At 56.4% G+C, this 15,468-nt stretch carries 14 protein-coding genes; 3 read left to right on the plus strand and 11 right to left on the minus strand.

The window, feature by feature from the left end:
* Window positions 1-51 precede the first annotated feature (51 nt).
* The 7 genes from sstT to FCL49_RS17170 all read right to left on the minus strand — a co-directional run bounded on the left by sstT (window position 52) and on the right by FCL49_RS17170 (window position 5,687).
* Window positions 52-1,287, minus strand: coding sequence for a serine/threonine transporter SstT (sstT, locus tag FCL49_RS17140; RefSeq protein WP_174354462.1), 1,236 nt, complete (start codon window positions 1,285-1,287; stop codon window positions 52-54).
* A 266-nt stretch (window positions 1,288-1,553) separates the two neighbouring features.
* Window positions 1,554-2,531: a TerC family protein gene (locus tag FCL49_RS17145; RefSeq protein ID WP_112363732.1), complete on the minus strand. Its 978-nt coding sequence runs from the start codon at window positions 2,529-2,531 to the stop codon at window positions 1,554-1,556.
* A 258-nt stretch (window positions 2,532-2,789) separates the two neighbouring features.
* Window positions 2,790-3,521 carry a glutamine amidotransferase gene (locus FCL49_RS17150; protein ID WP_174354463.1) on the minus strand — a complete coding sequence of 244 codons (732 nt, stop codon included), beginning with the start codon at window positions 3,519-3,521 and terminating at the stop codon, window positions 2,790-2,792.
* 1 nt (window position 3,522) lies between these two features.
* Window positions 3,523-4,503, minus strand: a complete 981-nt coding sequence (locus FCL49_RS17155) for a Gfo/Idh/MocA family protein (protein WP_174354464.1) — start codon at window positions 4,501-4,503, stop codon at window positions 3,523-3,525.
* A 50-nt stretch (window positions 4,504-4,553) separates the two neighbouring features.
* Complete coding sequence (locus FCL49_RS17160) at window positions 4,554-5,066, minus strand: M48 metallopeptidase family protein (protein WP_174354465.1); 513 nt, start codon at window positions 5,064-5,066, stop codon at window positions 4,554-4,556.
* Window positions 5,059-5,382: a HigA family addiction module antitoxin gene (locus tag FCL49_RS17165; protein WP_135318136.1), complete on the minus strand. Its 324-nt coding sequence runs from the start codon at window positions 5,380-5,382 to the stop codon at window positions 5,059-5,061. The genes FCL49_RS17160 and FCL49_RS17165 overlap by 8 nt, the downstream gene beginning before the upstream one ends.
* A 14-nt stretch (window positions 5,383-5,396) precedes the next feature.
* On the minus strand, window positions 5,397-5,687 hold the full coding sequence (locus tag FCL49_RS17170) for a type II toxin-antitoxin system RelE/ParE family toxin (protein WP_061807849.1): 291 nt from the start codon (window positions 5,685-5,687) through the stop codon (window positions 5,397-5,399).
* Between the two features lie 230 nt (window positions 5,688-5,917).
* Here FCL49_RS17170 and rlmG point away from each other — a divergent pair, with 230 nt between their 5' ends.
* Window positions 5,918-7,057: a 23S rRNA (guanine(1835)-N(2))-methyltransferase RlmG gene (rlmG, locus tag FCL49_RS17175; RefSeq protein ID WP_174354466.1), complete on the plus strand. Its 1,140-nt coding sequence runs from the start codon at window positions 5,918-5,920 to the stop codon at window positions 7,055-7,057.
* On the opposite strand, the gene FCL49_RS17180 is transcribed toward rlmG, so the two are convergent.
* From FCL49_RS17180 to FCL49_RS17190, 3 genes are all read right to left on the minus strand, one after another.
* Complete coding sequence (locus FCL49_RS17180) at window positions 7,051-8,307, minus strand: type II toxin-antitoxin system HipA family toxin (RefSeq protein ID WP_174354467.1); 1,257 nt, start codon at window positions 8,305-8,307, stop codon at window positions 7,051-7,053. The genes rlmG and FCL49_RS17180 overlap by 7 nt on opposite strands.
* Window positions 8,300-8,572, minus strand: a complete 273-nt coding sequence (locus tag FCL49_RS17185) for a helix-turn-helix domain-containing protein (protein WP_174354468.1) — start codon at window positions 8,570-8,572, stop codon at window positions 8,300-8,302. Before FCL49_RS17185 ends, FCL49_RS17180 begins: the two co-directional genes overlap by 8 nt.
* A gap of 85 nt (window positions 8,573-8,657) precedes the next feature.
* Window positions 8,658-10,679 (minus strand): FAD-dependent oxidoreductase, encoded by a 2,022-nt coding sequence (locus FCL49_RS17190; RefSeq protein WP_174354469.1) that lies wholly within the window; start codon window positions 10,677-10,679, stop codon window positions 8,658-8,660.
* A 298-nt stretch (window positions 10,680-10,977) separates the two neighbouring features.
* On the opposite strand from FCL49_RS17190, the gene FCL49_RS17195 reads away from it, so the two are divergent.
* A complete protein-coding gene (locus tag FCL49_RS17195) occupies window positions 10,978-12,597 on the plus strand; it encodes an ABC-F family ATP-binding cassette domain-containing protein (RefSeq protein WP_174354470.1) in 1,620 nt (539 codons plus the stop codon).
* Between the two features lie 13 nt (window positions 12,598-12,610).
* On the opposite strand, the gene FCL49_RS17200 is transcribed toward FCL49_RS17195, so the two are convergent.
* On the minus strand, window positions 12,611-14,077 hold the full coding sequence (locus tag FCL49_RS17200) for a PLP-dependent aminotransferase family protein (protein ID WP_174354471.1): 1,467 nt from the start codon (window positions 14,075-14,077) through the stop codon (window positions 12,611-12,613).
* A 121-nt stretch (window positions 14,078-14,198) separates the two neighbouring features.
* Here FCL49_RS17200 and FCL49_RS17205 point away from each other — a divergent pair, with 121 nt between their 5' ends.
* Window positions 14,199-15,464 (plus strand): 4-aminobutyrate--2-oxoglutarate transaminase, encoded by a 1,266-nt coding sequence (locus tag FCL49_RS17205; protein WP_174354472.1) that lies wholly within the window; start codon window positions 14,199-14,201, stop codon window positions 15,462-15,464.
* Window positions 15,465-15,468: the final 4 nt, after the last annotated feature.

The following is a 15,468-nucleotide window of genomic DNA, read 5'->3' on the forward strand; positions in this document are numbered from 1 at the left end:
GACCAAAAAAAGGCGCCCGATAACGAGCGCCTTTTTGAGTAAGCCTGGAAATTAACGTACCTTCAGCGGATCTTCATCTGCCAAACGTTGGTCTTCCGCCTGGCAAGCTGCTGCGGTGAACAGGACGTCGGTAGAAGAGTTCAGCGCGGTCTCGGCGGAGTCTTGCAGCACGCCGATGATAAAGCCGACGGCGACCACCTGCATGGCCACGTCGTTCGGAATGCCGAACATGTTACACGCCAATGGGATCAGCAACAGCGACCCCCCAGCCACACCTGAAGCGCCGCAGGCGCAGACGGCAGCCACGATGCTCAGCAGCAGCGCGGTCGGCACGTCAACCGGGATCCCCAGAGTATGCACCGCCGCCAGCGTCAGTACGGTAATGGTGATCGCCGCACCGGCCATATTAATGGTCGCGCCTAATGGGATAGAAACCGAATAGGTGTCTTCGTTCAGATTCAGCTTTTTGCACAGCTCCATATTCACCGGAATATTGGCGGCCGAGCTGCGGGTGAAGAACGCGGTCACGCCGCTTTCACGCAGGCAGGCGAACACCAGCGGGTAAGGATTGCGGCGGATTTTCCAGTAAACGATCAGCGGGTTCAGCACCAGTGCCACCAGCAACATACAGCCGATCAGCACCACCAGCAGTTGGGCATAACCCCACAGCGCACTGAAGCCGGTTTCTGCCAGCGTCGAAGCCACCAGGCCGAAGATGCCGAGCGGGGCGCAGCGGATCACTGCACGCACCACCATGGTGACGGCATGTGACAGATCGTTAATCAGTGATTTGGTGGTGTCAGAGGAGTGGCGTAGTGCCAGCCCCAGGCCCACAGCCCAGGCCAGAATACCGATATAGTTAGCGCTAATCAGCGCCTGGAACGGGTTGGCCACCACGCTCAACAGCAGGCCTTTCAGCACTTCAATAATACCGCCCGGCGGGTTGATGTCGGTATTGCCTGCTACCAGTGCCAGATTGGACGGGAACATAAAGCTGAGTACCACCGCCACCAGCGCCGCAGCGAAAGTGCCCAGCAGGTAGAGGAACAGGATCGGCCGGATATTGGTTTTCTGCCCGTGCTTGTGATTGGCGATTGAGGCCATTACCAACACCAGTACCAATACCGGAGCCACTGCTTTCAGTGCGCCAACGAACAGCGCGCCCAGCAAGCCGACTGCCGAAGCCGTTGCCGGTGAGACCAGCGCAACGATAATACCGGCCACCAGGCCGACCATGATTTGTTTGACCAGACTGCCCTGAGTGATCTTCTGTAATAGTTTTTGCATAGTGCTTTTTCTTCCCGATGATGTTGCTTACAGCTTTATCTCGGCGGGAACCTCGCCGGACAACTTTTATTTGAATCTGTAACCAGGTGTGTTTGCCAAATCAGTATTCAGTAAACCAGGGGGGTTGGAAAGGGCCAGCGGTGAAATTCTGAGGGCGGATCAACTCTTGATAACATACTGGTTACATTTGTGTGATCGCAATAACGTTTGGCGTTTTAGGCGAATTGCCAAACAATCACGGGGCGACTAGCGCCCCGGATAACAGATTATGGTGCTTTATTATTCGCCAGGCGGTCATTCCGGCGGTTAACCCAGGCGTTGATCAACAGCGTCAGCGTCAGGATACTGGCGACGACACCGAGCGAAACACCGATCGGAATGTGGAATAAATCGATAATCAGCATTTTGACGCCGATAAACATCAGGATCAGCGACAGGCCATATTTCAGCATCGAGAAGCGTTCTGCCACGTTAGCCAGCAAGAAGTACATGGCGCGCAGCCCCATGATGGCAAACAGGTTAGAAGTCAGGACGATGAACGGGTCGGTGGTCACGGCAAAGATCGCCGGGATGCTGTCGACCGCAAAGATCACATCGCTCAGTTCTACCAGGATCAGCACCAGCACCAGCGGTGTAGCAAACAGCAGGCCGTTGCGGCGCACGAAGAAGCGCTCACCTTCCAGATTATCGGTCATGCGCAGATGGCTGCGCAGCCATTTCACCAGCGGCTTGTCGCCAATTGCTGCGCCATCTTCCTTCGCCAGCGCCATCTTGATACCGGTAAACAGCAGGAAAGCGCCGAACAGGTACAGCAGCCACTGGAACTGGGTCACCAGCCAGCTACCGGCGAAGATCATGATGGTACGCAGTACGATCGCGCCCAGTACGCCAAAAATCAGCACCCGGCGTTGCAGGTTTGCCGGCACGGCAAAGTAGCTGAACAGCATCAGCCAGACAAAGACGTTATCAACCGCCAGCGCTTTTTCGATCAGGTAGCCGGTGAGGAAGGCCAGCGCCTGAGTATCGGCAACGGCACGCCCGGCGGTTTGGTTCAGGTAGTACCAGAAACCCAGGTTGAACAGCAGAGAAAGGCTGACCCACACCAGCGACCAACTGGCGGCCTGCTTCAGCGTCATGGTATGTGCGCCTTTGCGGCCCTGCAGCAGCAGGTCAATTGCGAGCATCACAACTATGATGGCGGCAAAGCTGCCCCATAACCAAGGTGTGCCAACGGTATTCATCATCAGTGGTATCCTTCAAAAACAAAAACGGCCAACGTCGGAAGACGCTAGCCGCTCTTATGAACGCTGCAAGCAAACCTCGCCTTCCGGCAAGGTCTCACTTACAACGTTGATGAAGGTGCACCTTGGTGCTCCCTGACATCAGGTTGCCCGGTAACCGGGTGCTTGCGCACCGTAATGACGATTAACCGGCAATGAAGTTACTCCCCTTTGCACGGCAGAAAGTAATGCAAAATGTGTCAGCGGTCAACGTTTATTGCGTTACCCGGCCAGGGCTTTTTGTGCCCCCAGGCTGACGACAAACCCTTGCAGCAGCAGCCGGCTGAAGGGCGTGTCGCTAACCTGCTGTTGCTTAAGCTGATACTCCGCCTGTTGCTGTGGATACAGCTCGCCGAGCCAGCTCAGATACTGGTGCATCACCGCGCCATTAAACTCTGGGTGGAACTGGGTGGTCAGCACGTTATCGCCATAACTGAGGATCTGAAAAGCATCCTGCTGTGAACGTGCCAGTACGACGGCACCGGCAGGGGGCGTTAATACGCTCTGCGAGTGGATCAGATTGGCCTTGAAGCGCGGCGGCAGCATCGCCATCCGCCGGTCATGGGCGGCGGCGGGCAACAGTTCGATATCCAGTGTGCCGACCTCCATACCCTGCGGGTGATAGCCAACTTCCCCGCCAAGCGCATAGGCCAGCAACTGATGACCGTAGCAGGCGCCAAAAATCGGCAGTTTGATCAGCATCGCCTGACGCAGCCATTCTGCGGCCTGTTCGCTCCATGGCAGTTGCTCGGTGACCATCGCCGGTGAACCGGTGATCACCACGCCAGAGTAGTGTTGCGGCGGCAGCGGCTGTTGGCCGGCGGGTAGGTGCACGATCTGTACGCGATCGGCGTCGATATTCCCCTGTTGCAGGAACATACCGTCGAAATTAGCTTTTTCGTTGCGGATAACTTCCGGTGCGTCGCCGGTTTGCATCAGTAATAACGGTTTCATCTCATTCTCCGTCGGCAGGAAACACTACGCCGGTCTGGCGGCGGATTTCGGTCAGCAGGCGGGCGATAATCAGCGAGTTTTCCAGCCCCGGGTGTTCAACCTGCCGTTTCTCCACCAGTCCGGCGAACACTTGCGCTTCGTATAGCATGGTATTGATATGCTGCGGCTGGCTCAGATCCTGACGTTGGCCACCGCGTGGCGTCAGCACCACGCCCTGACACTCCGAGATTTTCTCAATCACCAGCGTGCCTTCTTCGCCCTGGATCTCGCTCGGGATATCCGAGTTGCTGACCTTGGAATGGGAGATTGTCACATCGAAGTCGCCGTAGTTGAGGCAGGCGGTGCCGTGCGCATCAACGCCGGTATCCAGCAAGCTGGCGCTGGCGATCACCGATTTTGGCTCGCCAAACAGCGCCACGGCACTGGCCAGGCAGTAATAACCAATGTCCATAATTGAACCGTTGGAAAACTGTGGATTGAAGGTGTTTGGATTTTCACCGGCAAGATAGCGTGGGTAGCGTGAAGAGTATTGGCAGTAGTTGATAAAGGCTTTGCGCAGCCGGCCGATTTTCGGCAGCGTTTGCTGCAGGGTCAGGAAATTGGGCAGGTGGGCGCTTTTAAAGGCTTCGAACAGCACCACCTGATTTTCGCGCGCACAGGCCACCAGCTTTTCGGCTTCGCGCAGGTTGGACACCAGCGGCTTCTCGCAAATTACGTGTTTTTTATGGCTGAGGAACAGCAACGCTTGCTGGAAGTGCAGGCTATTGGGGCTGGCGATGTAAACCGCGTCGATAGCGTCTGACTGGGCCAGTGCCTCCAGGGAATCGAAAAACAGACTGACGGGGTAGTTGGCACCAAATGCCTGCGCCTGTTCCAGCTTGCGCGAATAGACGGCGGTCAGCTTCAGCTTGCCGCTTTCGTGAGCGGCGTCGATAAAGCGTTCCGTAATCCAGTTGGTACCAACAACGGCAAAGCGAATCATAGAGTTCTCCGGTTCCCAGACGTAAGAAATCAGAGTATCACAGGGACTCGTCAGGTATACAGATTGCCAAACACCGACAGGTGGGTCAGATACAACCGGGTATCGAACTCCAGTTGGTGGTAGTTGGGCTCCATATGGCAACACAGGCTGTAGAAAGCCTTGTTGTGGTCTTTTTCTTTCAGGTGCGCCAGTTCATGCACCACGATCATGCGCAGAAACGGCTCCGGTGCCAGCTTGAATACTGTCGCCACGCGGATTTCCGCCTTGGCCTTCAGCTTGCCACCCTGCACGCGGGAAATGGCGGTGTGCATGCCGAGCGCATGTTTCATCACCTGGATTTTACCGTCGTAGGCCACCTTGCTCAGCGGCTGGGCGTTGCGCAGGTACTGGTTTTTCAGATCGACAGTAAACTGATAAAGCGACTTGTCGGTGGTGCAGTCGTGCACCTGCGGATAGCGCTGTAACAGCACCTCACCCAGGCGTTGCTGGTCGATCAACTGTTGCACCTGGCTTTGCAGATGATCAGAGTAACCCTGCAGGTAAGTCAGTTCGATTTCACGCATGAGTAATATTACGCCCCAGTATTTCCATAATCGGGCGCAGTCGCTCGCGCTGTATATTCGCCTGTCGGGCTTCCCAGCGATCGTGGGCCGCCTGCAGGTTTAGCCAAAAGTCTGCCGTGGTTTCAAAAAGATCGGCAAACAGGTTGGCCTCCGCAACGCTGAGACGGCGATGCCCATTGCATAAGCGGTTTACCGTAGCGCGAGTGACGCCCAAGACCTTGGCCAGATCCTCCTGGCCGATACCCAGCGGTGTTAAGTACTCTTCTTGCAGCACTTCCCCCACCGTAGTGGGTTTTCGGCTTGTGGTCTCTAACATATATTCTCCGTTGCCTAGGTATCTTGATGTGGGTCCAGGTAAATCTGCTCGGCGGCATCATTGCGCCAGCGGAACATTAAGCGCCATTGAATATTAACCCGCATACTGGACCAACCTTGAAAGGTGCCGGACAGGCGTTTGTAGTAATTGCCGGTCGGATTATGTAAATCACACTCTTTTTCAGCGGCGGCCAGCATATCGAGTTTTCTGGCTAGTTGGCGTTCAATGGTCGAAGGAATCAAACGATCGTGTCGACCCTCCTGATAGAATTGCGCCAAATATTTGTCTCGGAAAGACGAAATCATTTCCTTCCCCATTCCATTGGGTCAATGAGTGTAACATTTAAAGTTACATTGCGTCGGATTAAAAATTGCTCAATACAGATTAAGCGGAAGGAATGCTATAGCTATCAGCGGCGAAAAGCGGGTTTGGCTTTCCGCTATGCGAGTGAATGCGCAATTTATCCGAAAAAACATTTTACTGGCGGACGTTTTTAGGGGATAAACAGCCCAAATTTTATCAGTCAGGAGGGGCAATGAGCCAACTCGATCTGGGAACACAGCAACTTGAGCTGGAACGTTATCCCCAACAGGAAGAATCCACCCAACTACAGGCGTGGGAAGCGGCGGATGAATATCTGCTGCAACAGCTTGAAAATGTAAACATTGGCGATCGTCCGGTGCTGATTTTCAACGACAACTTCGGCACCCTGGCCTGCGCACTGCACGGTCACCAGCCTTACAGCATCAGCGATTCCTATATGAGCCAGTTGGCCACGCGCCATAATCTGAAGCTCAATGAATTGGATCCGGAGCAGGTTACGCTGCTGGACACCCTGGCCGAATTGCCGGCGTCACCGGCGGTGGTGCTGATCCGCATTCCTAAAGCGTTGGCACTGCTGGAGCAGCAACTGCGTGCGCTGCGCGATGTAGTGGCACCAGACACGGTGATCATCGCCGGGGCCAAAGCGCGCGACGTGCATACCTCAACCATGCAGCTGTTTGAAAAGGTGCTCGGCCCCACTCGCACCAGCCTGGCATGGAAGAAAGCGCGGTTGATCCACTGTGAAGTCGCAGACATCGTGCCACCGGCAGCGCCGGTAACCACCAACTGGGTGCTCGACGGCACCGATTGGGTGATCCACAACCATGCTAACGTGTTCTCACGCAGCAACCTGGATATTGGCGCGCGCCTGTTCCTGGATCACCTGCCGCATGACATTGAAGGCCACATCATCGATCTGGGTTGCGGTAACGGTATCATCGGCATGGCCGCATTGATGCAGAACCCGCAGGCGCAGGTGAGCTTTGTTGATGAGTCTTATATGGCGGTGGCCTCCAGCGAACTGAACGTGGAACATAACCTGCCGCAGGATATGGATCGTTGTCAGTTTGAAGTGAACAACTCGCTGGCGGGGATTGAACGTGAAAGCGTGCAGGCGGTACTGTGTAACCCACCGTTCCACCAGCAGCATGCCATCACCGATCACACCGCCTGGCAGATGTTCTGTGATGCCAAGCGTTGCCTGCAGGTGGGTGGCGAGCTGCGCATTGTCGGCAACCGCCATCTGGATTACCACCAGAAGCTGAAACGTTTGTTCGGCAACTGCACCCTGATCGCTTCCAACAAGAAGTTCGTGATCCTCAAAGCGGTGAAATCCGGCGCACGTTACTGATTGGCGCCCCGTAAGGTTTGCCATTTATCATTAATATCTCTTTGAATTTCCTTGGCTAATGCGGTTGGTATACCAACCGCATTAGCCTGTTGTTGGAAATTGCTTGCCACGCTGTAAATCTCCTCGGCTATTTTCATTGCGGCTTTGGCATTGGCCAACCCAGCCTGCCCAGCCATCATCGCCATGGCCGATGCGGTAATTTGCGAACCGTTACCGTTAAAAGCCGTCATATGTCCACCATAAGGCGATGGGCTATAAACGATGTCATAGCAGGGGGATAGCCGCCAACTGTCGTGATCATCCGCCAGAAAGGCAAAGTTTTTGGCATGGTCATCCTGATTCACCGTCAGATAATTGAACAGGGCCCGGCGTAGTAGCTTTTTAGCTTCTTCAACACCACAGAGTATTCGGGTCGCTTTAATCAGGTCGACATAATCTAATGAAGGTTCACGAAAAGGGGCATCCAATAATCCGCTGGCAGAAATCATGTGCCGACGGCCATGGTCGCCCACGCAGTCAAAGCGTTCTTGCTGAAGCCAATGACGGTCTTTGCCGATATCGATCAAAGTAAAGTCTGCGACTTCAATACCGGCTTGCCGCGCCATCATCATATAAACGTATTCGATCTGGCTTTCACGATGCCCAAGGGCAAATTTCTCGGAAGTTAGCTTTACCAAAAGCTTCTTGCCGACAGCATCCTGTTGGCTGGAAAAAGTACCATCAGCTAAGCGAGTGACGCTTAATTTTGGCCGTGCGCCCCCCGATCCCCCGGCATCCATCAAATGAGCAATCAGGTGCGATTCCGTCCCTTCAAACTCCTTAACGGCCTCATTCCCCAGTGTTATCAAGGTTAACTCTTGATTATTCTCCTGCTGGGAGAATGGCAAGTCAGGTTCATAAAACAAAGCACCAAACCCACGTTCACCGGTGAAGGCCAACCTTTCCAATACGCTAATTGTTCTGGGGTTGTAACCATTTTGTCGAAATACCCGGTCCATCAAATAAAGCCCCCAACCGTCCGGCAGGCTATCGGCAAAAACGCCCTGTAACCCGTAATGTGGCTGTTTTGGCGCCTGATGCAAAAAGTTATCCCAGGGCAAATTGAAGGGGGAAAGTGAACTCTGATGTGAGGCTAAATAGCTTTCGTCGTAACGGAAATAAACACCGGTGGCATTTTCTGCCAGTTGCCCCACATTTTGTACATAGCCATCGCTCAGGCGACGTTTTACCAGCAGAGGGATATCAAGCATTTTTCAATACCTCCTCGATAGTTTGCGGTCTATGGTGGGTTTTGGTCAGTTGATGAAGTTCATTCAGATTGCCAAGAGCGTCATAGAGCATCAGGAACTGACGCAATGAGATATTGCCGTCGGCTTCAAACTTGCGGATGGTACTATTGGGGACGCCAGAAATTTTAGCCAAGGCGGCGACGGATAATTTACGGTGTTTACGCAATTGCCTCAGGTAATCCTGCAGGGCGAGTTGCGTATCGTAGGGAGTATGTAGGGAAATCATGGTGCACCTATGACGACCTTAATTGCTACTATTATAGCAATTAAGGTCATATACAGGCATTTTTTGCTACTATAATGGCAATTTTTTATAACGCCATCGCCAGCCGCGTGCCCTGATCGATAGCGCGGCGGGCATCGAGCTCGGCGGCGACGTCCGCTCCACCAATCAAATGCACCGTTTTGCCCATCTCCAGCAGCGGCTGTTGCAGCTCGCGGCGCGGTTCCTGCCCGGCGCAGATAATCACCGTGTCTACCGGCAGGCAACTTTCCTGTTCGGCTCGTGAAATATGCAGGCCTTTATCATCAATGCGTTGATAATTCACGCTGTTGAGCATTTTCACGCCGCGCATCGCCAGACTGGTGCGGTGGATCCAACCGGTGGTTTTCCCCAGGCCTTCGCCCACTTTGCTGGTCTTGCGTTGCAGCAGATAAATCTGCCGGGCTGCGTGCGTAGCTACAGGCCCTTCGGCTGCCAGACCGCCGCGATGGTTAAGCTGGCCGTCGATGCCCCATTCACGGTTAAACTCGGTCTGATCCAGGCTGCTCGACACGCCGTGCTGGCTGAGGTACTCGGCGGTATCGAAGCCAATGCCGCCGGCACCGATAATCGCTACCCGCTGGCCGACCGGTTTTTTGTCGCGTAGCACGTCCAGATAGGTCAAGACTCTGGCGTTATCGATGCCGGGGATCTCCGGGGTACGCGGCACGATGCCGCAGGCGAGGATCACTTCGTCAAATTCCGCCAAATCGGCTGCCTTCACCCAACTGCCCAGTTTTAGCGTTACCTCCAGCAGTGCCAGTTGGCGGCGGAAGTAGCGCAGGGTTTCATGGAATTCCTCTTTGCCGGGGATCTGTTTGGCAATATTGAACTGGCCGCCAATCTGATCGGCGGCGTCAAACAGCGTCACCCGGTGGCCACGGCTGGCGGCGGTGGTGGCAAAGGCCAGCCCGGCAGGCCCGGCGCCGATCACCGCCAGTTTCTTCGGTTTTTCTGCTGCGACCAGTGGCATTTCGGTTTCGCGGCAGGCACGTGGATTAACCAGGCAAGAGGTGAGTTTGCCTTCAAAAATCTGGTCGAGGCAGGCTTGGTTACAGCCAATACAGGTATTGATCTCGTCGGCGCGGCCTTCGGCGGCTTTTTGCACAAAGGCAGCGTCGGCCAGGAACGGACGGGCCATCGACACCATATCGGCGCAGCCGTCTGCCAGCACTTGCTCCGCTACCGCCGGATCGTTAATGCGGTTGGTGGTGATCAGCGGAATGCGCACTTTGCCCATCAGTTTACGGGTCACCCAACTGAAACCGGCGCGTGGCACCATGGTGGCGATGGTCGGAATACGCGCCTCATGCCAGCCGATGCCGGTGTTGATAATCGTTGCGCCCGCCTGCTCAACCGCCAGCGCCAACTGCTCGATCTCCTGCCAGCTGGAACCGTCCTCCACCAGATCCAGCATCGAAAGACGGTAAATCAGAATGAAGTCGCTGCCGACGGCCTGCCGCACGGCCCGGACGATCTCCACGGCAAAACGCATGCGGTTGCTGAAGCTGCCGCCCCATTGGTCGTCACGCTGGTTGGTGCGCGACACCAGAAATTGGTTGATCAGATAACCTTCGGAACCCATTACCTCGACGCCATCGTAACCGGCCTGTTGCGCCAGTGCCGCACACTGGGCGAAGTCGGCGATGGTCTGCATGATCTCCGCCTCGCTCATCGCAGTGGGGGCGAAGGGGTTGATCGGTGCCTGCAGCGCGGAGGGCGCGACCGGCTGCGGCTGATAACTGTAGCGACCGGCGTGCAGGATCTGCAGCGCAATTTTACCGCCGGCCTGATGGACGGCCTCGGTGACGATACGGTGGTGGCTGACCTGCTGCGGCTGGCTTAGGGTAGAACCGCCGCGATACACCACGCCTTTTTCATTGGGGGCGATACCGCCGGTGACGATCAGCGCTACGCCAGCCGCTGCGCGCTCGGCATAGAAAGCGGCCATACGTTCGGGGCCATTGGGCAGTTCTTCCAGGCCGGTGTGCATCGATCCCATCAGCACCCGATTTTTCAGGGTAGTGAAGCCGAGATCCAGCGGCGCCAGCAGGTGTGGGTAGTTGCTCATTGCAGTCTCCATCGCGTCTTTCATCGTTATTATTATGTGCGACCAAGTGGTCGGATGAGATAAATCTAGCCGTTGTCACTGCCGTTGGGAATCTGCATTGCGCTGAATGTGATAGATGTCATGAATCTTTCTTGCTGTTTGCATAGTGAACAGCAAATCGGTTAGCATTTGCGCGTTGAAATTCCTTCTCTCTGCGGAGCCATTACCGAAAATGAACACACACGCCTGCTGATATCTTGTCCCACGTTGCGCACATCGGTGCCTTGTGGGGATGTTTTGATCTCATTCAGGAGTGCTTATGGCTCATTTTACGCAGCCCCCTTATCTCGTTTTACATCAACTGACCTGCCAGTTTTCTGACGGCGAAACGCTGTTCGGCCCGCTGGATCTGACTTTCGATCAACAACACTGTGGCCTGGTTGGGCGTAACGGCGTCGGCAAAACTCGTCTGCTACGGCTGATTGCCGGGCTGGATTTGCCGGGTAGCGGCCATGTTGAATCTCATGCTTCACTGGCCTACGTGGCGCAGCAGCCGGATATCGTTCCCCAGACCACGCTGGCGCAGCTGCTCGGCTACGGCGAGATCTTTGCCGCTTTGGCCCGTCTTGAGCAGGGGCGGCCGCAAGCGGAAGATATCGATCGTCTGGAAGGGCAGTGGGATCTCAGCGATCGTCTGCAGGCGGCTTTTAGCGCTGCCGGGCTGCCGGTATTTGATCCGAAGCGGCCAGCGAGCGATCTTAGCGGTGGTGAACGGATGCGTGCCGCCTTGTGCGGGGCGATGCTGGGTGGGGCGGACTTCCTGCTACTGGACGAACCGACCAACCACCTTGATACCCGCGCTCGCGACTGGCTGTATCAGCAGTTGGAAAGCTGGCGTGGCGGTTTGCTGGTTGCCAGCCACGATCGGCAACTGCTGGCGCGCATGCAGCGTATTGTCGAACTGACCCCCGCTGCATTGCACAGCTACGGCGGTAATTACCAGGATTATCGCCGCCAGCGTGACCTGGAGCAGCAGGCTGCGCGTGCCGGGCTGGAACATGCGCGTCAGGAACGTCGGCGCACCCGCGCCCGGCAGCAGAAAGAGCATGACATCAGCCAACGGCGTTCCGCGCAGACGCTAAAAGCCGTCGATACGCTGAACATCGCCTCTTTTGAGCGGGTGGCCTACAAGGCGGCGGCCAAAGAGAGCCTGGGTACGCTGCGCAAGCAGCATCAGGAGCAGAAAGGCTCCCTCGATGCCGCAGTGCATGAAGCCTGGCAGCGGGTGGAAGAAGACAGCCCGGTGATGCTGACCCTGCCGGGCAGCGCGGTGGCGGCGGGCAAACAGGTACTGGTGCTGGAACAGCTGCAACTGCCCTTTATCGCTATGCCGCCGCTGGATTTACGCATCGATGGCCCGATGCGCGTGGCGTTAACCGGCCCGAACGGCTGCGGTAAAACGACCTTGCTGAAGGTGATCCTGGGGCAGTTGGCCGCCAGAGCCGGTTGTTGCCATTGCTCGCTATCGACGGCTTATCTTGATCAAAACCTTTCGCAGCTCGATCTGTCGCTTTCGGTGGTTGAGCATCTTGGCCTGCAGGATTCGCCGCTCAATGAGGGCAGGATGCGCAGCCAGTTGGCGCAGTTGCAGCTAAACGCCGAGCGCGTACTGTTGCCCCTGGCGGCGCTGAGTGGGGGGGAACGGCTGAAAGCGGCGCTGGCTTGCATGCTGTGGCGGCAGGAACCGGCGCAGTTGCTGTTGCTGGATGAACCGACCAACCACCTGGATCTCGCATCGTCACTGGCGATCGAGGCCGCATTGGCCAGTTTTCCCGGCGCGATGCTGGTGGTCTCCCATGATGAGGCGTTTTTGCAGGCATTGAAATTAACTCATCGCTTGCAATGGCAGCAGGAAGGGTGGCAATTGCAGAGCCTTTGATGGAAGAGCGCGTTCAGGGACGGATGCATTCCAACAGCAGGGTAAAGGCGGCGGCCATTTGTTCTTCCGGCACGCAGGCAAATCCCATCAGCAGGCCGCGGCGATGGTTAGGTAACATGTAGTAGCGGGACAGCGGCCGCACCAGCACGCCGCGTTGGTTGGCGGCGGCGGCGATCGCCACGTCGTCCGCCTCGTCCGGCAGGTTAAGGATCAGGTGCAGGCCGGCGTTGTTGTTGAACTCGCTCAACGCCTGTTTGCCCAGGTGCTGTTCGATCAATGCGGTCAGAAATGTCCGGCGGCGGGCATACAGCAACCGCATGCGACGAATATGCGCGGTGTAGTGACCTTCCTGAATAAACTGCGCCAATGCGGTCTGGATCAGCAGATGACCGCCGCGGTACAGCTCGGCATGGGCGGTTTTCAATGCCGCGACCAGCGGCTTTGGCAACACCACGTAACCCAGCCGCAGCGCTGGGTACAGCGTTTTACTGAAGGTGCCGATATAGATCACCGGCGCGTCGGCTTCCAGCCCCTGCAATGCCGGGATCGGCTGGCCGGAAAAGCGGAATTCACTGTCGTAGTCATCCTCAACGATCCAACTGCCGCCGTTACGTGCCAGTGCCAGCAAGCGTTGTCGCCGTGCCAGACTCATCACCGAACCCAGCGGATATTGGTGCGACGGAGTGACAAATATCAACCGTGGTGCAGCGGTAGGTTGCTCCGGCGGTACCATACCGGCCTCATCAACCTCCAGCGGGCAGATATTCACGTCGTTCATTCGCAGGATATTGCGGATCCCCCAATAGCCAGGCTCTTCAATCCACGCGTCGTCGCCCGGATTGCACAGCAGCCGCGTCACCAGATCTATTGCCTGATGGATGCCCTCGGTAATCAGAATTTGCTCCGGTGAGCAGCGTACCGAACGCGCCACGCGCAGATAATCCACCAGCGCATGTTGCAGTTCCGGGCTGCCACCCTGGTTGCTGTAGGTCAGTTTCTGCGGGGCAGGGCGACGGCTAATACGTGCCTGGATCTTGCTGAATAACTGATGAGGGAAGGCATTCACATCGGGTACGCCGGGGATAAACGCGCCCCATTGTTTGGGGCTGGCGCTGGCGTGATGCAACAGAGCAGCACCCCGGGCCGACAGCTCAATACGCCGTTGTTCCCCGTCACTGCCGGCAGGGGCGCTGGCAGTGGATAAACAACTGTCCGGCACGGTTTCGGCGACGAATGTGCCACTTCCGGCGCGTGCCAAAACATATCCTTCTGCCAACAATTGTTCGTAAACGGTTAAAACGGTGTTACGTGAAAGGCTAAGCTCCTGCGCTAAATCGCGTGAGGCGGGCAGGCGGCTGGAGGGCGGCAGGCTACCGTCCAGAATGCTGGTGCGGATCGCATTATAGAGCCGCTTATGCAGCTTATCCTCCGGCTGTTCGCCGAGACGTTGCAATAACAGGTCGCCACTCAGTGAGCGCAATTGGATCCCTCAATTAATCGTAACTGGCTCTCGATTATAGGGCCACATCCTGTGTAAATAAACGTCATTGTTTCACAAATGTGAACGAAACGTACAGATGGCACCGATCGGAGAGAACAACATGAAAAACGCAGAATTGAACCAACGTCGTCAGGATGCTACCCCACGTGGGGTGGGTGTCATGTGCGGTTTTTACGCTGAGCGTGCAGAGAACGCCACGCTGTGGGATGTCGAAGGCAATGAAGTCATCGATTTCGCCTCGGGTATTGCCGTATTGAATACCGGCCACCGTCACCCGAAAGTGATCGCCGCGATTGAAAAGCAACTAAAGGCCTTCACCCACACCGCTTACCAAATTGTTCCTTACGAAAGCTACGTTACGCTGGCGGAACGCATTAATCAGCGCGCGCCAATTGAAGGCCCATGTAAAACCGCCTTCTTCACCACCGGTGCCGAAGCGGTAGAGAACGCGGTCAAAATTGCCCGTGCTCATACCGGTCGTCCGGGCCTTATCACCTTTGGCGGCGGCTTCCACGGCCGTACTTACATGACCATGGCGCTGACCGGCAAAGTGGCACCTTACAAACTGGGCTTTGGGCCATTCCCTGGCTCGGTGTTCCACGGCCAGTACCCGAATGAGTTGTACGGCGTGACCACCGAAGACGCGATGAACAGCCTGGAACGCATTTTTAAAGCGGATATCGATCCCAAGCAGGTTGCGGCTATCGTGCTGGAGCCGGTGCAGGGCGAGGGCGGTTTCAACATCGCCCCGGCCGAGTTTATGCAAGCGCTGCGCACGCTGTGTGACGAGCACGGCATTCTGCTGATTGCTGATGAAGTGCAGACCGGCTTTGCCCGTACCGGCAAGCTGTTTGCCATGGATCATTACAGTGTGAAACCCGATCTGATCACCATGGCGAAAAGCCTGGCGGGCGGTATGCCGCTGTCGGCGGTGGCAGGGCGTAGCGAGGTGATGGATGCCCCGGCTCCGGGTGGGCTGGGCGGTACCTATGCCGGTAACCCACTGGCGGTGGCGGCCGCGTTGGCGGTGTTGGAAGTGATTGAAGAAGAGCAGCTGTGCCAACGTTCGCAGCGCCTGGGCCAGCATCTGGTGGAAGTGTTGCAGCAGGCGCGCCAGACCAGCCCGGCGATCGTGGATATCCGCGCGCAGGGTTCGATGGTGGCCGTGGAGTTCAACGATCCAACCACCGGCAAGCCTTCGGCGGAGATTACCCGTCAGGTGCAGCAGAAAGCGCTGGCAGAGGGCCTGTTGTTGCTGAGCTGCGGCGTGAACGGCAACGTGATCCGTTTCCTGTATCCGCTGACCATTCCGGAAGACCAGTTCACCAAGGCGCTGGGTATTCTTTCCCGCGCGCTGGCCCAATAAGGAG

The organism is Serratia proteamaculans, from assembly GCF_013337185.1.
Classification (GTDB): domain Bacteria; phylum Pseudomonadota; class Gammaproteobacteria; order Enterobacterales; family Enterobacteriaceae; genus Serratia; species Serratia proteamaculans_D.